Origin of the sequence: Plantactinospora sp. KLBMP9567, from assembly GCF_033446045.1 — a bacterium.
In the GTDB taxonomy this organism is placed as follows: domain Bacteria; phylum Actinomycetota; class Actinomycetes; order Mycobacteriales; family Micromonosporaceae; genus Plantactinospora.
In genome coordinates this window covers 14,536-29,742 of the sequence record NZ_JAWQRR010000026.1, presented here as the reverse complement: position 1 = coordinate 29,742, position 15,207 = coordinate 14,536, and the positions used below count along the sequence as shown (strand labels likewise).

The window sequence follows — 15,207 nt, the reverse complement described above, 5'->3', positions numbered from 1 at the left end:
GCGGGCCGGGGTGCGCGGCGGATCGGCCGCACCGGCCCGGATCCGAAGGGCCGGGCCCGTGCCAGGCCGACCGTCCGGGAGACTACCCACCGGCACCGACAATCCGGGGTCCGAACCGGCCAGCCCGCGACGGGCGACGGCGGTGACCGGTCAGCCGATCCGCAGCACCAGGTCGCGGAGCCAGACCGACCACCGTGGACTGTCGTGTACCCGTTCCGGCACGAGGTAGCGCTCGTGGTCCACCCGGCGGATCACCTCGTCGCGTACCGGCAGCAGCACGATCTCGACGCTGAACGGGCGAATCGACCGGCCCAGCGACGCCTCGACGTGGCGTACCACCTCGGTGCTGGTCGACGTACCCGGGCCGGGCCGGCCGAACGAGTCACGTTGCCGGGCGAGGTGCCAGTCGCGCGCCTCCGGCCAGCGTTCCGCGACCACCCGGCGCAGTGCTGGCCACGGTGCCAGGCCGAGCGGGTCCGGAGTGTCGTCGGCGGGCTCCAGGCCGGCGCGCGGCTGCGGACGCTGCCCCGCCGGGTCGACCAGCGAGAGCCACCAGCCGAGCCATTCCGCGCCGGGGACGAAGCCGAGCGGGCTGGCCGGCGACGGAAGCTCGTCGAGATCCAGCGGGCCGGGCACCAACCGGTGTGCCGGCACCTCGATGCGCTCGCTCGCCCGGATCCACAACGCACAGTCGACCAGGTAGTCCCACCTGCGGATGCCGATCCGCCAGGATAGCGGGCCTCGCAGTTCCACCGGCGTCTCCTCCCCTCGGCCGCCACTGACCAGGGTAGTGAGCCGAACGGGGGATAGGCGGAGACAAATGGGTGGAGAGCCAGCCAGCCGATGGGTGGGAGACCGGGACCACCGGGAGAGTCGCATGCCGGACCGGACCGGACCGGACCGGGCCGGAAGCCGGCTGACCGGCGTCGCGGCCGGTCCGGCGGTGCTGGATCACCGCTCAGGGTCGTACCCCAGGTTGGGGCGGAGCCAGCGCTCGATCTCGGCGACCGGCAGGCCCCGCCGTGCCGCGTACTCCTCGACCTGGTCCCGCCCGAGCCGGCCGACGGTGAAGTACCGCGACGACGGGTGCGCGAAGAGCAGGCCGCTGACGCTGGCGGCCGGGGTCATCGCGTACGACTCGGTCAGGCCCATCCCGAGCGCCTCGGCGTCGAGCAGGTCGAACAGCTCCCGCTTCAGGCTGTGGTCAGGGCTGGCCGGATAGCCGAGGGCGGGACGGATCCCCCGGAACCGCTCGGCGTGCAGATCCTCGATCGCCGGGTCGGCGTCCGGCTCGTACCAGTCTCGCCGGGCCCGCAGGTGCAGGTATTCCGCGAACGCCTCGGCGAGCCGGTCGGCCAGCGCCTTGACCATGATCGCCCGGTAGTCGTCGTGCCGTGCCTCGAAGCCGGCGGCCAGCTCCTCGGCGCCGTGGATCGTCACCGCGAAGCCGCCGAGGTGGTCACCGGCCGGGGCGAGATAGTCGGCGAGGCAGCGGTTCGGCCGGCCGGCCGGCTTGGTGGTCTGCTGGCGCAGCATCGGGAAGCGGGCCCCGGCGTCGCCGGTCAGCACGATGTCGTCCCCGTCGGCGCGCGCCGGCCAGAAGCCGTACGACCCGACGGCGGTCAGCGAGCCGTCCGCGATGATCTGGTCGAGCAGGGTGTTGGCGTCGTCGTAGAGTTCCCGGGCCACCGGCTGGTCGAGGATCGCCGGGAACTTCCCCTTCAACTCCCAGGCGAGGAAGAGGAACTGCCAGTCGATCATCTCGCGCAGCGCGGTCAGCTCGGGCCGGACGACGCGTACGCCGGTGAAGGCCGGCACCGGCGGCGCGGCGTGCTCGACCGCTTCCCGGTTGTCCCGGGCCTGGGCGAGGGTGAGCAGCGGTACCCGCTCCCGCCCCTCGTGCTGCTCGCGCAGGCGCTGCTGCTCGGCCCGGTTGCGGACGTCCAACTCGGCGGCCCGCTCCGGATTCAGCAGGTCGGAGACGACCCCGACCACCCGGGACGCGTCGAGCACGTGCACGGTGCTGCCGTCGTACGCCGGGGCGATCCGGACCGCGGTGTGCTGCCGCGAGGTGGTCGCCCCGCCGATCAGCAGCGGCAGGTTCATGTCCCGCCGCCGCATCTCGGTGGCGACCGCGACCATCTCGTCCAGGGACGGGGTGATCAGCCCGGAGAGTCCGATCGCGTCGGCGCCCTCGGCGATCGCGGTGTCCAGGATCTTGGCGGCCGGCACCATCACGCCGAGGTCGACCACCTCGTAGTTGTTGCAGCCCAGCACCACGCCGACGATGTTCTTGCCGATGTCGTGCACGTCGCCCTTGACCGTCGCCAGCACCACCTTGCCCTGGCCACGGTTGGTGTCGAGCCGGCCCTCCGCCCGGGCCTGCTCCTTCTCCGCCTCCATGTACGGCTCCAGGTAGGCGACCGAGCGCTTCATCACCCGGGCGCTCTTGACCACCTGGGGCAGGAACATCTTGCCGGAGCCGAAGAGGTCGCCGACGACCTTCATGCCGTCCATCAGCGGCCCCTCGATCACGTCGAGCGGGCGGTCGGCCTGCTTACGCGCCTCCTCGGTGTCGGCCTCGATGAAGTCGACGATGCCGTGCACGAGCGCGTACGACAGGCGCTCGGAGACCGGCGCCTCCCGCCAGGCGAGGTCGACGGTGCGCCGGGTGCCGGAGCCGCTGACCGTGGAGGCGAAGTTGACCAGCCGGTCGGTGGCGTCCGGCCGCCGGTCGAAGAGCACGTCCTCGACGAGTTCCAGCAGGTCGGCGGGGATGTCCTGATAGACGGCGAGCTGACCCGCGTTGACGATGCCCATGTCCAGCCCGGCGCGTACGGCGTGCAGCAGGAACGCCGAGTGCATCGCCTCGCGTACCACGTCGTTGCCGCGGAACGAGAACGACAGGTTGGAGATGCCGCCGCTGGTCCTGGCCCCCGGGCAGCGCTCCTTGATCAGCGGGAGCGCGTCGATGAACGCCTTCGCGTACCCGTTGTGCTCGCTGATCCCGGTCGCCACGGCCAGTACGTTCGGGTCGAAGACGATGTCGGTGGGCGCGAACCCGGCCCGCTGGGTGAGCAGGTCGTACGCCCGGGCGCAGATCGACACCTTGCGTTCGGCGGTGTCCGCCTGGCCGAGTTCGTCGAAGGCCATCACCACCACCCCGGCGCCGTAGTCGCGGATCCGCCGGGCCTGCGCCAGGAACGCCTCCTCACCCTCCTTGAGGCTGATCGAGTTGACGATCCCCTTGCCCTGTACGCACTTCAGCCCGGCCTCCAGCACGCTCCACCGCGAGCTGTCGATCATGATCGGGATGCGGGCGACCTCGGGCTCGGTGGCGATCAGGTTGAGGAAGGTGGTCATCGCCCGCTCGCTGTCGAGCAGGTCGGCGTCCATGTTCACGTCGAGGATGTTGGCGCCGCCGCGTACCTGCTCCAGCGCCACGTCGACGGCGGCCTGGTAGTCGTCGGCCTCGATCAGCCGGCGGAACCGGGCCGAGCCGGTGACGTTGGTCCGCTCGCCGATCATCACGAAGCCGGTGTCGGCGCCGATGGCGAACGGCTCCAGCCCGCTGAACCGGGTGGCGCTCGGCACCGCCGGCACCGGCCGGGGCGGTCGGCCGGCGACGGCAGCGGCGATCCGGGCGATGTGCTCGGGGCCGGTGCCGCAGCAGCCGCCGACGATGTTGACCATCCCGGAGTCGGCGAACTCGCGGAGCAGCCGGCCGGTCTCCTCGGGCTGCTGGTCGTAGCCGCCGAACGCGTTCGGCAGCCCGGCGTTGGGGTGGCAGGCGACGTAGGTGTCGGCCAGCCGGGCCAGGTCGGCGACGTGCGGGCGCATCTCGGCGGCGCCGAGCGAGCAGTTCACCCCGACCGCCAGCGGCTCGGCGTGCGCGATCGAACTCCAGAACGCCTCGACGGTCTGCCCGGAGAGGGTCCGGCCGCTCAGGTCGACGATGGTCACCGAGATCCACAGCGGCAGGTCCGGCGCGACCTCCCGGGCGGCGGCGATCGCGGCCTTCGCGTTCAGCGTGTCGAAGATCGTCTCGACCAGCAGGATGTCGACGCCGCCGTCGGCCAGCGCCCGGATCTGCTCCGCGTACGCCTCCCGGACGGTGTCGAAGGAGACCGTCCGGAAGGCCGGGTCGTCGACCCGGGGCGAGAGCGAGAGCGTCACGTTCAGCGGCCCGACCGAGCCGGCGACGAACTTGCCGCCCGCCTCGTCGGCCGCCTGCCGGGCGAGCTGGGCGCCGCGCAGGTTCATCTCCGGGACCAGCGCCGCAAGGCCGTAGTCGGCCTGCGCGATGCTCGTCGCGGTGAAGGTGTTCGTCGAGGTGATGTCCGCGCCGGCAGCCAGGTAGCGCCGGTGTACGTCGAGGATGACGTCCGGCCGGGTCAGGTTGAGTAGGTCCGGGTCGCCGGTCACGTCGTGCGGGTGGTCGGTCAGCAGGTCGCCCCGGTAGTCGGCGGGGGTGAGCCCGGCGCCCTGGAGCATCGTGCCCCAGGCACCGTCCAGCACCACGATCCGCTCGGCGAGCAGTTCCCGTAGTGCGAGGGTGCGCGCCGCCCGCGTGCCGGTGCCGCTCGAAGCCGTACCCGTACCCATTGGCCACCTCCGTCGTGGAACGGAGGCGCCCTTGGAGAAGATCAATCCTCGGGTCGAGCGTGGCGGGCGTCACCGCCCGTTGCAGCGCCTCTCGACCCGGGGATCGAGACTACCGGAAAGGACCCGACGAGGCCGAAATCTTCGCGCAGTGTGGGACGGCTGCCACCTGGTGCTCTGCACCCGCTCCTGGTCCAGCGCCCGCGCCGACCGAACGGAACTGCTCCGGGAGGGGGCGGTACGGGTCACGGGTCGACGGCGAGGCGGGCGGCGCGGTCGTTCAGGTAGCGCTGCTGGGCCAGCCCGGTCGCGCGGCGGGCCGCCGTCCGGTACGCCTCGCGGGCCGCGGCCCGGTCTCCGGCCAGCTCCAGCAGGTGTGCCCGGACCGCGTACATCCGGTGGTCGTCGGCGATCCGGTCGTCGGCGGCGAGCCGGTCCAGCAGGTCGAGCCCGGCGCGCGGCCCGGAGGCCATCGCCACCGCCACGGCGTGGTTGAGCGCCACCACCGGATTGGGGGCGATCCGCAGCAGCACCTCGTAGAGCGCGACGATCTGCGGCCAGTCGGTCGCCTCGGCACTGGGCGCCTCGTCGTGCAGGGCCGCGATCGCCGCCTGCACCTGATACGCCCCGGTCGGCCCCTTCGGCAGCGCCGCGCTGACCAGGGCCACCCCCTCGGCGATCTGCCCGGCGTCCCACCGGCTCCGGTCCTGCTCCGCCATCGGGATCAGAGCGCCGTCCGGACCGGTCCGCGCCGGCCGCCGGGCATCGGTGAGCAGCATCACTGCCAGCAGCCCGGTCACCTCGGCGTCGTCGGGCAGCATCCGGTGCAGCATCCGGGCCAGCCGGATCGCCTCGGCGGAGAGTTCGGTGCGGTAGAGGGTCGGGCCAGAGGTGGTGACGTACCCCTCGTTGAAGATCAGGTAGAGCGCGTGCAGCACCGCGTCGAGCCGCCCGGCGCGCTCGGCCGCCGGCGGCATCCCGAACGGGATGCCGCTGTCCCTGATCCGCTGTTTGGCCCGGCTGATCCGCCGGGTCATGGTCGACTCCGGCACCAGGAACGCCCGGGCGATCTCCGTGGTGCTCAGGCCGCCGACCGCGCGCAGGGTCAGCGCGATCTGCGAGGCCGGCGAGAGCGCGGGATGGCAGCAGAGGAAGAGGAGTACCAGCGTGTCGTCGGAGTCCGACGGCGCCCGGTCGGCGGCCGGCGCCAGCCACTGGTCGGGGAGTGCCCAGCGTGCGACCCTGTCCTCCCGACGCCGCCGGGCCTGCTCGGCGCGGAGCAGGTCGGTGAGCCGGCGGGCCGCGACGGTGATCAGCCAGGCCCGGGGATTCTCCGGTACGCCCTCGCCCGGCCACTGCGTGGCGGCGGCGAGCAGCGCCTCCTGCACCGCGTCCTCGGCGGTGTCGAAGTGCCCGTACCGGCGGACCAGCGCGCCGAGGACCTGCGGCGCCAGGTGACGCAGCAGGTCCTCGACGTCGTTTACCGGCACGCTCGCGACAGCCCTACAGATCCTCGATGCCCTCGGCGATCGGCCGGATGTCGACGTACCACTCGTTGGTCAGGGTCGCGTCGTCCGGGTGCGGCGTCCTCGCCAGCTTCGCCGCGATCTCGGTCGCCCGGTCGAAGCTGTCACACTCCACGATCGTGTAGCCGGCCAGCACCTCCTGGGTCTCCGGGTACGGCCCGTCGGTCACCACCGGCACCCCGTCGCGCAGTGAGATCCGCCGGGTGTGCACCGGTGCGGTCAGCCCCCGGGCGTCGACGAACTCGCCCGACTCCACCAGGTCGTTGTTCCAGGCCGCCATGAACTCGTGCAGCGCCGCCATGTCCTCCGGCGACCAGGCCGGGGAGCCGTCGCTGTCCTTGCCCGCCATCGCGTCGTAGTCGCGCTGGGACCCGCTCATCATGATCATGTATTTCACGGTGACTCCCTCTCCGGTCGGCACCCGCCTCCGGTGCCTGCTCGCTGGAGACGTCGGGGCCGGCGGACGGCTCCGGACATCCGCCCGGGCGGGTTTTTCGCTACGCCGGTCCGCCGCTCCACAGAACCTGGCAGGAGGCGCCGCCGAAGGCACTGGCGGGAGGCGGCAGCTACAGGTGCTGCCGGAGGAAGTGGAGTTCGAGGGCGAGCAGCCGCTCGGCGGTGCCACCGGCGGCCATGTGGGTGGCGCCGGTCAGCGGGATCACCGAGTGCGGGCGGCCGGTGGCCAGCAGCGCGGCGGAGAGCCGCAGGGTGTGCGCGGCCACCACGTTGTCGTCGGCCAGCCCGTGCACCAGCAGGATCGGCCGGACCTCGTCGGGGGTGCGTACCGGCTCGGCGGCGAGTTCCAGCAGCGAGTGGTGGGCGTACACCTCGGGGCTGTCGGCCGGTGTCCCGAGATAGCGCTCGGTGTAGGCGGTGTCGTAGAGGGTCCAGTCGGTGACCGGTGCGCCGGCGATGGCGCAGCGGAACAGGTCGGGCCGGCGCAGTACCGCCAGCGCAGCCAGCCAGCCCCCGAACGACCAGCCCCGGATCGCCACCCGGCCCAGGTCCAGGTCGGGGTGCTTGCCGGCCAGCGCGGTCAGCGCGTCCGCCTGGTCGGCCAGGATCACGTCGGCCAGCCGCCGGTGCACCACCTTCTCGAACGACGGCGCCACCCCCGGGGTACCCCGGTTGTCGATGGTGACCACGGCGTAACCGGCGTCGGCCCACCACTGCCGCTCCAGCCACGCCGACCGGGCGGCCACCACCTCCTGGTGGCCGGGGCCGCCGTAGACGTCGAGCAGCACCGGTAGCCGGCGGCCGGCGACGTGGTTGCCGGGATAGACCACCGCGGCCGGCAGCCGGCGGTCGGTGACCCGTTCCAGCGCGGGCCGGGGCGCGTACGGCGGGGTCGCGGCGAGCGAGCGCAGCGTGCCCACCTCCCGGTCGCCCTGCCACACCGTCCAGGTGCTGCCGGCCGCGTCGAGCGAGCGGGACTGCACCACGAGTACGTCGCCGCCGACCGTCCCGCTGTGCCAGCCCGGGTCGCCGGTCAACCGCCGGGCGTCGATCCCGCCGGCCCCGATCGCGGTACGTACCCGGAACAGGTGCTGCTGGCTCGGCTCGCCGTCGCTCCCCTCGACCAGCAGGTCGGGGCTGCCGTTGCGGTTCGGCAGCCAGCCGACCACCCGGCGGACGTAGAGGGACGGCGGGGTGAGCAGGGTGCCGTCGGCGAAGAGGCAGCGGGCGTCGTACCCGTCGTGCGCGAGTTCGCCGCCGACCAGTACCCGGCCGTCGGGGAGGTGCCGGGGGGTGCCGGCGACCGGCTCGACCCAGCGCGGGTCGGCGAGTTCGGCGTGCACCTGCGTCTCGCCGGTACGCGGGTCCACCGCCAGCACCAGGCCGTGCTGCTGCAACCGGCGCAGTACGGTGATCAGCGGCCCGGTCTCGGCCCACTCCACCGAGACCAGGTAGGGATAGGTCTCCCGGTCCCAGTGCACGTCGACCCAGCCGCCGTCGAGGTCCAGCAGGTGCAGGCTCACCTCGGCGTTCGGCCCGCCGGAGCGTGGGTACGCCACCGAGCGCGGCGGGCTGGCCGGGTCACCGGGGTCGTGCAGGTGCCAGCGGGGCAGCCGGGACTCGTCGACCCGGGCGGCGAGGATGGACCGGCCGTCCGGCGCCCACCAGTAGCCCCGGAACCGGTCGAACTCCTCGGCCGCGACGAACTCGGCGAGCCCCCAGGTGACTCCGGCGTCCTCGCCGGCCAGCAGGGTGTCGGTGCCGTCGGAGTCGACCACCCGCAACTGCCCGACTCGGCCACCGTCCCCCGCGGCGTCGGTGACGTAGGCCAGCCGCTGGCCGGTCGGATCGGGTCGGGGGTCGACCACCGGGCCGGAGACGGCGACCTCGACCACGTCGCCGTGCGTCAGGTCCGCCCGGAACAGCCGGCCGTCGAGGGTGAAGACCGCGACCCGGGCGGCCGGGTCGGTGGCGTACGAGGCGATGCCGGAGGCGCTCAGCCGGAGCCGTTCGCGCAGTGCCCGTTCGGTCGAGTTCGGCGCGCCGGCCAGGTCGGTGCCGACGGCCGGCCCGGCAGCGGCGGCACCGGCCGGGCTGGCGCCGGCGGCGGCCGCCGCCAGGTCGGTGGGGTCGGCGACCGGCCGGACCCCGGTCGGGTCCGTGTCGGCCGCCGGGTCGGCGAGCAGGTCGGCGGGGTCGGCGACCAGCCGTTCGGTGCCGTCGGCGACGTCCAGCATCCAGAGCGCGTCGACCGGGTCGGTGGGGCCGCCGGAGCGGAGGAAGACCACCCGCGAGCCGTCGCTCGCCACCGTCACGGCGCGCGGCGCACCGCGGCTGAACCGGCGGGTACGGGCGGCCAACTCCGGGTAGTCCACATCGTGATCGTAGAGCCGGGCGGTCGGCGATGTGGCGGAGCCGGCCATCGCCGCCCGGTCGGGTACCGGTAGCGGGATGATGACTCTGCGGAGGTGGCGACTAACTCCCTGACTAGGGTGAACCGGCCCGGCCGCGTAGAGTTGCCCGGGTGACGAACCCGAACGAGGTGGCCGCTCCGGCCGACTCGCCCGAGCCGTCCGGTGCCGCCGATCCGGCCCGGCCGGCCCGGCGGTTGCTGCTGGTGCACGCGCATCCCGACGACGAGGCGATCGGCACCGGCGCCACGATGGCGTACTACGCGGCGGCCGGCGCCGGGGTCACCCTGGTCACCTGCACCCTCGGCGAGGAGGGCGAGATCCACGTACCGGCGCTGCACGGGTTGGCCGCCACCGAGGCCGACCAGCTCGGCGGCTACCGGATCACCGAGCTGGCCGCCGCGTGTGCCGCGCTCGGCGTACGGGACCACCGGTTCCTCGGCGGCGCCGGGCGGTACCGCGACTCGGGCATGATGGGGCTGCCCACCAACGACCACCCGCGGGCCTTCTGGCGGGCCGATCTCGACGAGGCGGCCGGCCACCTGGTCGAGATCATGCGCGAGGTACGCCCGCAGGTGCTGGTCACCTACGACCCGAACGGCTTCTACGGGCACCCCGACCACATCCAGGCGCACCGGGTGGCGATGCGGGCGGCCGAACTCGCCGCAGCCGAGGGCTTCGGGCCGGACAAGATCTACTGGACGGCGATGCCGAGGAGCGTGCTGGAGGCGGGGCTGGCCGCCTTCGCCGACGCCGCCGACAACCCGTTCGCCGGCACCGAGCAGCCCGACGACCTGCCGTTCGGCACTCCGGACGAGCAGATCGCGGCCCGGATCGACGGCACCGACCGGCACGCCGCGAAGGAGGCGGCGATGCGGGCGCACGCCACGCAGATCCCGGACAACTCGTGGCTCTACTCGATCGCCAGCAACTTCGGCGGCGAGTTCATGGGGGTGGAGTACTACACCCTGGCCGTCGGCTCCCGGGGCCCGGGCTCCGGCCCGTACGGCTGGGAGGACGACCTCTTCGCCGGGTTGCCGGTGGCGGAGGCGACCGCGCCGGTCCCGGCCGGCGATGTCCGGCCCGCTTCGACCGCCGTGGTCCCGTCGCCCCCGACCGGTACGCCGGCGGAGGCGGGCGCGCGGTGAGTCTGCCGAGCCCGTCCGTGTCCACCCCGCCGGAGTTGGAGCCCGTCGCCCCGCCGCCCGCGGAGCCGTCGGCGGCGCACCGGGCGGTCGACCTGGTGCTGCGGGTGGTCGGTGGCGTGGTTGCGGTGGTGGCTGCGGCGGTCACCGCCGTGCTGGAGCTGATCCTGTCGATGCTCCGGGTGGGCGGTGTGCTGATCGGGGTGTCGGTGCTGGTCACCGTGCTGGCGAACGTGGCGCTGGGCTGGTTCGCACCCCGGGTGGTGGGGCGGCGCTGGGCGCTCGCGCTGCCCGCCGTCGTCTGGTTCGCCCTGATGGTGGTCGCCGCCGGCGGCACCTCCGAGGGTGACGTGCTGATCGCCGCCAACAACTGGGTTGGGCTCGTGATGATCTTTGCTGGCTCGGTGACCTTCGCGGTCATGGGGTTTCGCACGATCATGAATCCGCGCGGCCCGGAGTCCCGGCAGCTCCGGCTCTGATCCCCGCCGGTCCCGACCCCGCCACCGCTCGGCTCCGGACCGCTCGCACCATGGATCCACGTAGGCACGGGTGGTAGAACTCTGTGGCAAGAAGCCCCGCACGGACGGGGCCCCGAGGGAGGCGGGGGGAGGCCAAGAGGACGTGCGTTAACGCTTCCCCACGGCTGGAAGCCGGGGGATTTCTGGCTCGGACCGCACCCGACCGACCTTCCGGAAGGAGGTGATCGCATGTCTCACGTCGTCGGCACCAACACGGCCACGCTCTGCCGTGGCGAGGATCGTCCTCGCGGCGTTCCGGTCTCGGCAGGCGGTGTGTCCGCAGGTGTCGCACCGGAAGACTCTGACACCCGGCCCGAGGCGGTGCTTGGCTCTCGTACCGCACTGCGAGCAGGTCATCGTGGTGTGGGCGGGCGGTACCAGCACCACCTTCCGGCCCGCCCGCCGGCCACGGTCGACCAGTTTCCGCTTCGCCGCCCCGATCGCCGCATCAGCGGCCTTGCGCGCCATGCGGGATTTGGTCAGGAATGTCGGCTTGAAGTCCTCGACGGCGATCAGGGCGTGGTTGTCGACGATCTTCTTCGCCCAGGCGCGGGCGTGGTGGGTGTTCTGCCGCGCCGCCTTCTTCGCGATCTTCGCCGCCTGCGGCTTGGCGCGCAGGTAGCCGTTCGACGGCGGGGCCCCCTTCGATCGCCGGCGGCGGGCCATCCGGCGCTGCATCTTGGCGAGTTCGGCGGAGCACCGTTTCCGGTGACCGTGATGTGGCAGGTCGTAGACCGGGTCGGTGGTCGTCGCGGTCGTGGCGACACCCCAGCCGACCCCGATCGCACCCTCGACCTCCGGCGCGGGCACGGCCTCGCGGCGCACGACGAACGAGGCGTACCAGTGCCCGAGCGAGTCCTGGTAGACCCGAACACTGCTCGGGTCGGATGGCAGTTCGCGGGACCAGACGACGGGAACGGTGATGCCGCCGGGCAGCCGCAGCCGCTGGTCGCGGATCGAGAACCCACGTGTGGTGTATTCGAGGCTGGGCAGTGCGTTCTTCAGTCGTTTGGCCCTGGGCCAGCCGCGTCCCTTCACCTTGAAGGAGTGCTGGAGGGCGGGAGCGTAGGTGCGCAGCGTCTGCTGCTGGGCGACCTGGGACCCGTCCCGCAGCCACGACGAGTGGGCCCGTGCCTCGGTCAGCAGCTTCGACAGCTTGCCGAAGGTGGGTTTACGCCCGGTCTTGTACTGGTGGACGGCCTCGTTCCACAGCCAGCGGCAGTGTCCCCATTCGGCGAGGAGTGTGGCCTGCGCGGTCGCGCCGGGGCGCAACCGGTAGGTGTACCGCACCGTTTCGTCCACGCCTTGCAGCATCTCAGCCGCATCCGACAGTTCCGCCCACAGAGAGGAGTCGACGCCAATGCCGAGAACCACCACCATGCCTGACCGCCCTTTCCTCCCCATGGCTGAAGCCAGGGGTTTCTCGGGCGGCTCCTGATGAAGGAGCGTTGGCTGCCGGTCGGAGTACTCGCGGGCGTGCTGTTCGGGATCAACATCGTGGCCCGCCTGGTGGCCCGGTTCGGGTTCGGTGACAACACCGAGATGCAGGACCGGATCTCGCTGGGCATGTTCGCCGCGATCGGGGTGGTCCTGGCGACCCTCGCGTTCCTCCGGGGGCAGCGCCGTCCGCTACCCGACTGGGGCGGGGAGATGGCGCTCGCCGTACTGGTCGCGATGGTGCTGACCATCTTCGTCGGGCCGTTCATCAGCGGCAGCCACCCGTTCGCCTCGGGGGCCGGGGCGTTCTTCTCGCAGATCTGGCTCTACGCCGGCTTCACCCTCGGCGGCGTACTCGTCGGCTACCTGCTGCTCACCGCGTTCGGCTGGGACTACCGGTCCCAGTCGCTCAAGCGGTACGCCGAGGCCAAGCAGTCCAAGCCCCGCCGGGTCGTACGCCGCTGACCTCCCGCCACCCGGGTCGGGTCAGTGCGGCGCGACCCGGGTCTGGTAGGTGTGGTGCGTGGTGAAGCCGAGCCGCCGGTAGAGCGAGACGGCGGCCTCGTTGTGCTCCTCGACCTGGAGGAACGCCCGGGTGGCGCCGAGCCCGGCCGCCCACTCCGCCAGCGCCCGGATCAGGTGCTGGGCCAGCCCCTGCCGCCGGGCCGACGGCACCACCTCGATCAGGCTCAACCCGAGCCAGCGGTGCTGGCCGGTGACCGTGCCCCGGGCCACCGCGATCAACTCCGGCCCGCCGCCGGTGTGCTCCCCGGACGGCGTGGCGGACAGGTGGGCGAAGCGGACCTGCCGCACGGCGGTGAGGATGTGCCGGGCGGCGGCGGGCAGCCCGGCCGGAGCCCCGGGGTCCGGGGAGCGCCCGGCCCCGCCGGGCGGGCCGGTGGCGGCCGAGTCGAGCCGGGCGTACTGCCGACCCTGTTTCGCCTTGCGCTCGGCGGCCACGGCGAACCACTCCGGCGAGGGCGTCCCGGCCAGCTTCGGCACCGGCAGGTCCGGCCGGGCCGGAATGGCGTCCAGGATCGTCGCCAGCGGCGCGGTCTGCACGAGTACCAGCGGCCGGGCCGACCAGCCGCGCTCGTCCAGCGCCGCCCCGACCGGCGCGGCCAGCGGGAGCGGCACGTTGACCATCGCCGGCCGGCCGCGTGCGGCGTACCAGCGCTGCACCGCGTCGATCGCCTCGTCGAGCGGCCGGTCCGGGTCACCCACCGGCAGCGCGGTGTTCGCCCGCCCGGACCAGCCGTCGGCGGTACGGAGCAGCCAGTCGCCGAGCCGTTCGCGTACCGGGGCCGGCCAGGCCTCGTCCGAGGCGAGTTCGAGTTCGACCACCGCCGCCGCGTTCGGGCGCCGGCCCGGCGGCACCCGCTTGGCCCGGTGCACCTCGCGCAGCGGCACCCGGAGCGGCCCGTTCGCGGTGGCCAGCGTGAGATGGGTCTCGGTCAGGTCGACCAGCTCGCCGAGCGCGTCGCTGAACAGGGTGCGTCCGCTCTGATTTCCGACAATCCGGCGAACGACGATCCGGTGTCCCACATCGCGGCGTCCGAGCACGATCGACCCCCTCCCCGGCGACATACTAGGCTCTTACCGTCGCGGTCGATCGCGGCGTGGCTTGCGGAGGAGAAGATCGGTGACCTACATCATCGCCGAGCCGTGCGTGGATGTGCTCGACAAAGCGTGCATCGAGGAGTGCCCGGTCGACTGCATCTACGAAGGCAACCGGATGCTCTACATCCACCCGGACGAGTGCGTGGACTGCGGGGCGTGCGAGCCGGTCTGCCCGGTGGAAGCGATCTTCTACGAAGACGACGTGCCGGAGCAGTGGAAGGACTACACCACCGCCAACTACGAGTTCTTCGAGGACCTCGGTTCGCCCGGTGGAGCCTCCAAGACCGGCAAGATCGAGAAGGACACTCCCTTCGTCGCGGCGCAGCCGCCGCGAGGTGAGCACTGAGCGGCACGACACCGGTTGCCGGCCGTACGCCCGACGGGGCAGGCTCCGGCCGTACCGGCAATCTGCCCGACTTCCCCTGGGACCTGCTCGAGCCGGCGAAGGCGCTGGCCGGGCGGCACCCGGACGGGATCGTGGACCTCTCCGTGGGTACCCCGGTCGACCCGGTGCCCGGTGCGATCCGGGCCGCGCTGGCGGCGGCCTCGGACGCGCCCGGCTATCCGCTGACCGCCGGCTCGCCGGCGCTGCGTGCCGCGCTCGCCGAATGGGTGGCCCGGTCCTGCGGGGCCGCCCCGGAGATGGTCGGCGTGCTGCCGACCATCGGCTCGAAGGAGCTGGTCGGCTGGCTGCCCACCCTGCTCGGGCTCGGTCCCGGCGACGTGGTGGTGATCCCGCGGGTCTGCTACCCGACGTACGAGGTCGGGGCGCGGCTGGCCGGCGCCGAGGTGGTCCGGGCCGACGCCCTGACCGCGCTCGGCCCCGATCCCCGGGTACGCCTGCTCTGGGTCAACTCGCCGTCCAACCCGACCGGCCGGGTCCTGCCGCCGGAACATCTCCGCAAGGTGGTGGACTGGGCCCGCGAACGCGGCGTCGTGGTCGCCAGTGACGAGTGCTACCTCTCGCTGGGCTGGGAGGAGACGCCGACCTCGATTCTCGACCCGGCGGTCTCCGGCGGCGACCACACCAACCTGCTGGCCGTGCACTCGCTCTCCAAGCGTTCCAACCTGGCGGGCTACCGGGCCGGCTTCGTCGCCGGTGACCGGAGCATCGTCGGCACCCTGCTGGCGGTGCGGAAGCACGCCGGGATGATCGTGCCGGCTCCGGTGCAGGCGGCGATGGTCGCGGCGCTCGGCGACGAGGCACACGTGGTCGAGCAGCGGATCCGATACTCCGCCCGCCGCGAGGTGCTGCGAGACGCGCTGGTCAAGGCCGGTTTCGAGATCACGTACTCCACGGCCGGGCTCTACCTGTGGGCCAGCCGGGGCGAGGACTGCTGGGCCACGGTGGACTGGCTCGCCCGGCGGGGCATCCTGGTCGCGCCCGGCGAGTTCTACGGGCCGACCGGCAACCGGCACGTCCGGGTCGCGCTCACCGCGACGGACGAGCGGGTGGCCGCCGCCGCGGACCGGCTGCTCTCCTGATCGACAG

Annotated in this window: 11 protein-coding genes, 2 pseudogenes and 1 riboswitch; of the genes and pseudogenes, 5 read left to right on the top strand and 8 right to left on the bottom strand. The window is 73.0% G+C overall.

Features of this window, described 5'->3' with window-relative positions:
* Positions 1-150: 150 nt before the first annotated feature.
* The 6 genes and pseudogenes from R6Y94_RS20785 to R6Y94_RS45200 all read right to left on the bottom strand — a co-directional run.
* A complete protein-coding gene (locus tag R6Y94_RS20785) occupies positions 151-753 on the bottom strand; it encodes a hypothetical protein (protein ID WP_318397546.1) in 603 nt (200 codons plus the stop codon).
* A gap of 198 nt (positions 754-951) precedes the next feature.
* A complete protein-coding gene (metH, locus tag R6Y94_RS20780; protein WP_318397545.1) occupies positions 952-4,605 on the bottom strand; it encodes a methionine synthase in 3,654 nt (1,217 codons plus the stop codon).
* Between the two features lie 16 nt (positions 4,606-4,621).
* Positions 4,622-4,704, bottom strand: a riboswitch (S-adenosyl-L-homocysteine riboswitch).
* A gap of 143 nt (positions 4,705-4,847) precedes the next feature.
* On the bottom strand, positions 4,848-6,092 hold the full coding sequence (locus R6Y94_RS20775; RefSeq protein ID WP_318397544.1) for an RNA polymerase sigma factor: 1,245 nt from the start codon (positions 6,090-6,092) through the stop codon (positions 4,848-4,850).
* Between the two features lie 13 nt (positions 6,093-6,105).
* Complete coding sequence (locus R6Y94_RS20770; RefSeq protein WP_318397750.1) at positions 6,106-6,516, bottom strand: YciI family protein; 411 nt, start codon at positions 6,514-6,516, stop codon at positions 6,106-6,108.
* Between the two features lie 178 nt (positions 6,517-6,694).
* Positions 6,695-8,614, bottom strand: a pseudogene (locus R6Y94_RS20765) (prolyl oligopeptidase family serine peptidase); the annotation flags it as partial.
* Positions 8,615-8,737: 123 nt separating this feature from the next.
* A pseudogene (locus tag R6Y94_RS45200) lies at positions 8,738-8,959 on the bottom strand (peptidase S9); the annotation flags it as partial.
* A 167-nt stretch (positions 8,960-9,126) separates the two neighbouring features.
* Between R6Y94_RS45200 and mshB the strand changes: the two are divergent.
* Positions 9,127-10,143 carry an N-acetyl-1-D-myo-inositol-2-amino-2-deoxy-alpha-D-glucopyranoside deacetylase gene (gene mshB, locus R6Y94_RS20760; RefSeq protein WP_318397748.1) on the top strand — a complete coding sequence of 339 codons (1,017 nt, stop codon included), beginning with the start codon at positions 9,127-9,129 and terminating at the stop codon, positions 10,141-10,143.
* On the top strand, positions 10,140-10,619 hold the full coding sequence (locus tag R6Y94_RS20755; RefSeq protein WP_318397543.1) for a hypothetical protein: 480 nt from the start codon (positions 10,140-10,142) through the stop codon (positions 10,617-10,619). Before mshB ends, R6Y94_RS20755 begins: the two co-directional genes overlap by 4 nt.
* 147 nt (positions 10,620-10,766) lie before the next feature.
* Here the strand turns inward: R6Y94_RS20755 and R6Y94_RS20750 are convergent, their stop codons facing one another.
* Entirely contained in the window at positions 10,767-11,960 is a 1,194-nt protein-coding gene (locus R6Y94_RS20750) for a transposase (protein WP_318397542.1), read from the bottom strand.
* A 135-nt stretch (positions 11,961-12,095) separates the two neighbouring features.
* Between R6Y94_RS20750 and R6Y94_RS20745 the strand changes: the two genes are divergently transcribed.
* Complete coding sequence (locus tag R6Y94_RS20745; protein ID WP_318397541.1) at positions 12,096-12,560, top strand: hypothetical protein; 465 nt, start codon at positions 12,096-12,098, stop codon at positions 12,558-12,560.
* 21 nt (positions 12,561-12,581) lie between these two features.
* On the opposite strand, the gene R6Y94_RS20740 is transcribed toward R6Y94_RS20745, so the two are convergent.
* On the bottom strand, positions 12,582-13,658 hold the full coding sequence (locus R6Y94_RS20740) for a GNAT family N-acetyltransferase (protein WP_318397540.1): 1,077 nt from the start codon (positions 13,656-13,658) through the stop codon (positions 12,582-12,584).
* Between the two features lie 79 nt (positions 13,659-13,737).
* Here R6Y94_RS20740 and fdxA point away from each other — a divergent pair, with 79 nt between their 5' ends.
* Entirely contained in the window at positions 13,738-14,061 is a 324-nt protein-coding gene (fdxA, locus tag R6Y94_RS20735) for a ferredoxin (RefSeq protein WP_203864497.1), read from the top strand.
* 62 nt (positions 14,062-14,123) lie between these two features.
* The gene (gene dapC, locus R6Y94_RS20730; protein ID WP_318397747.1) at positions 14,124-15,200 is read left to right on the top strand and encodes a succinyldiaminopimelate transaminase; all 1,077 of its coding nucleotides are present in this window, start codon (positions 14,124-14,126) and stop codon (positions 15,198-15,200) included.
* Positions 15,201-15,207: the final 7 nt, after the last annotated feature.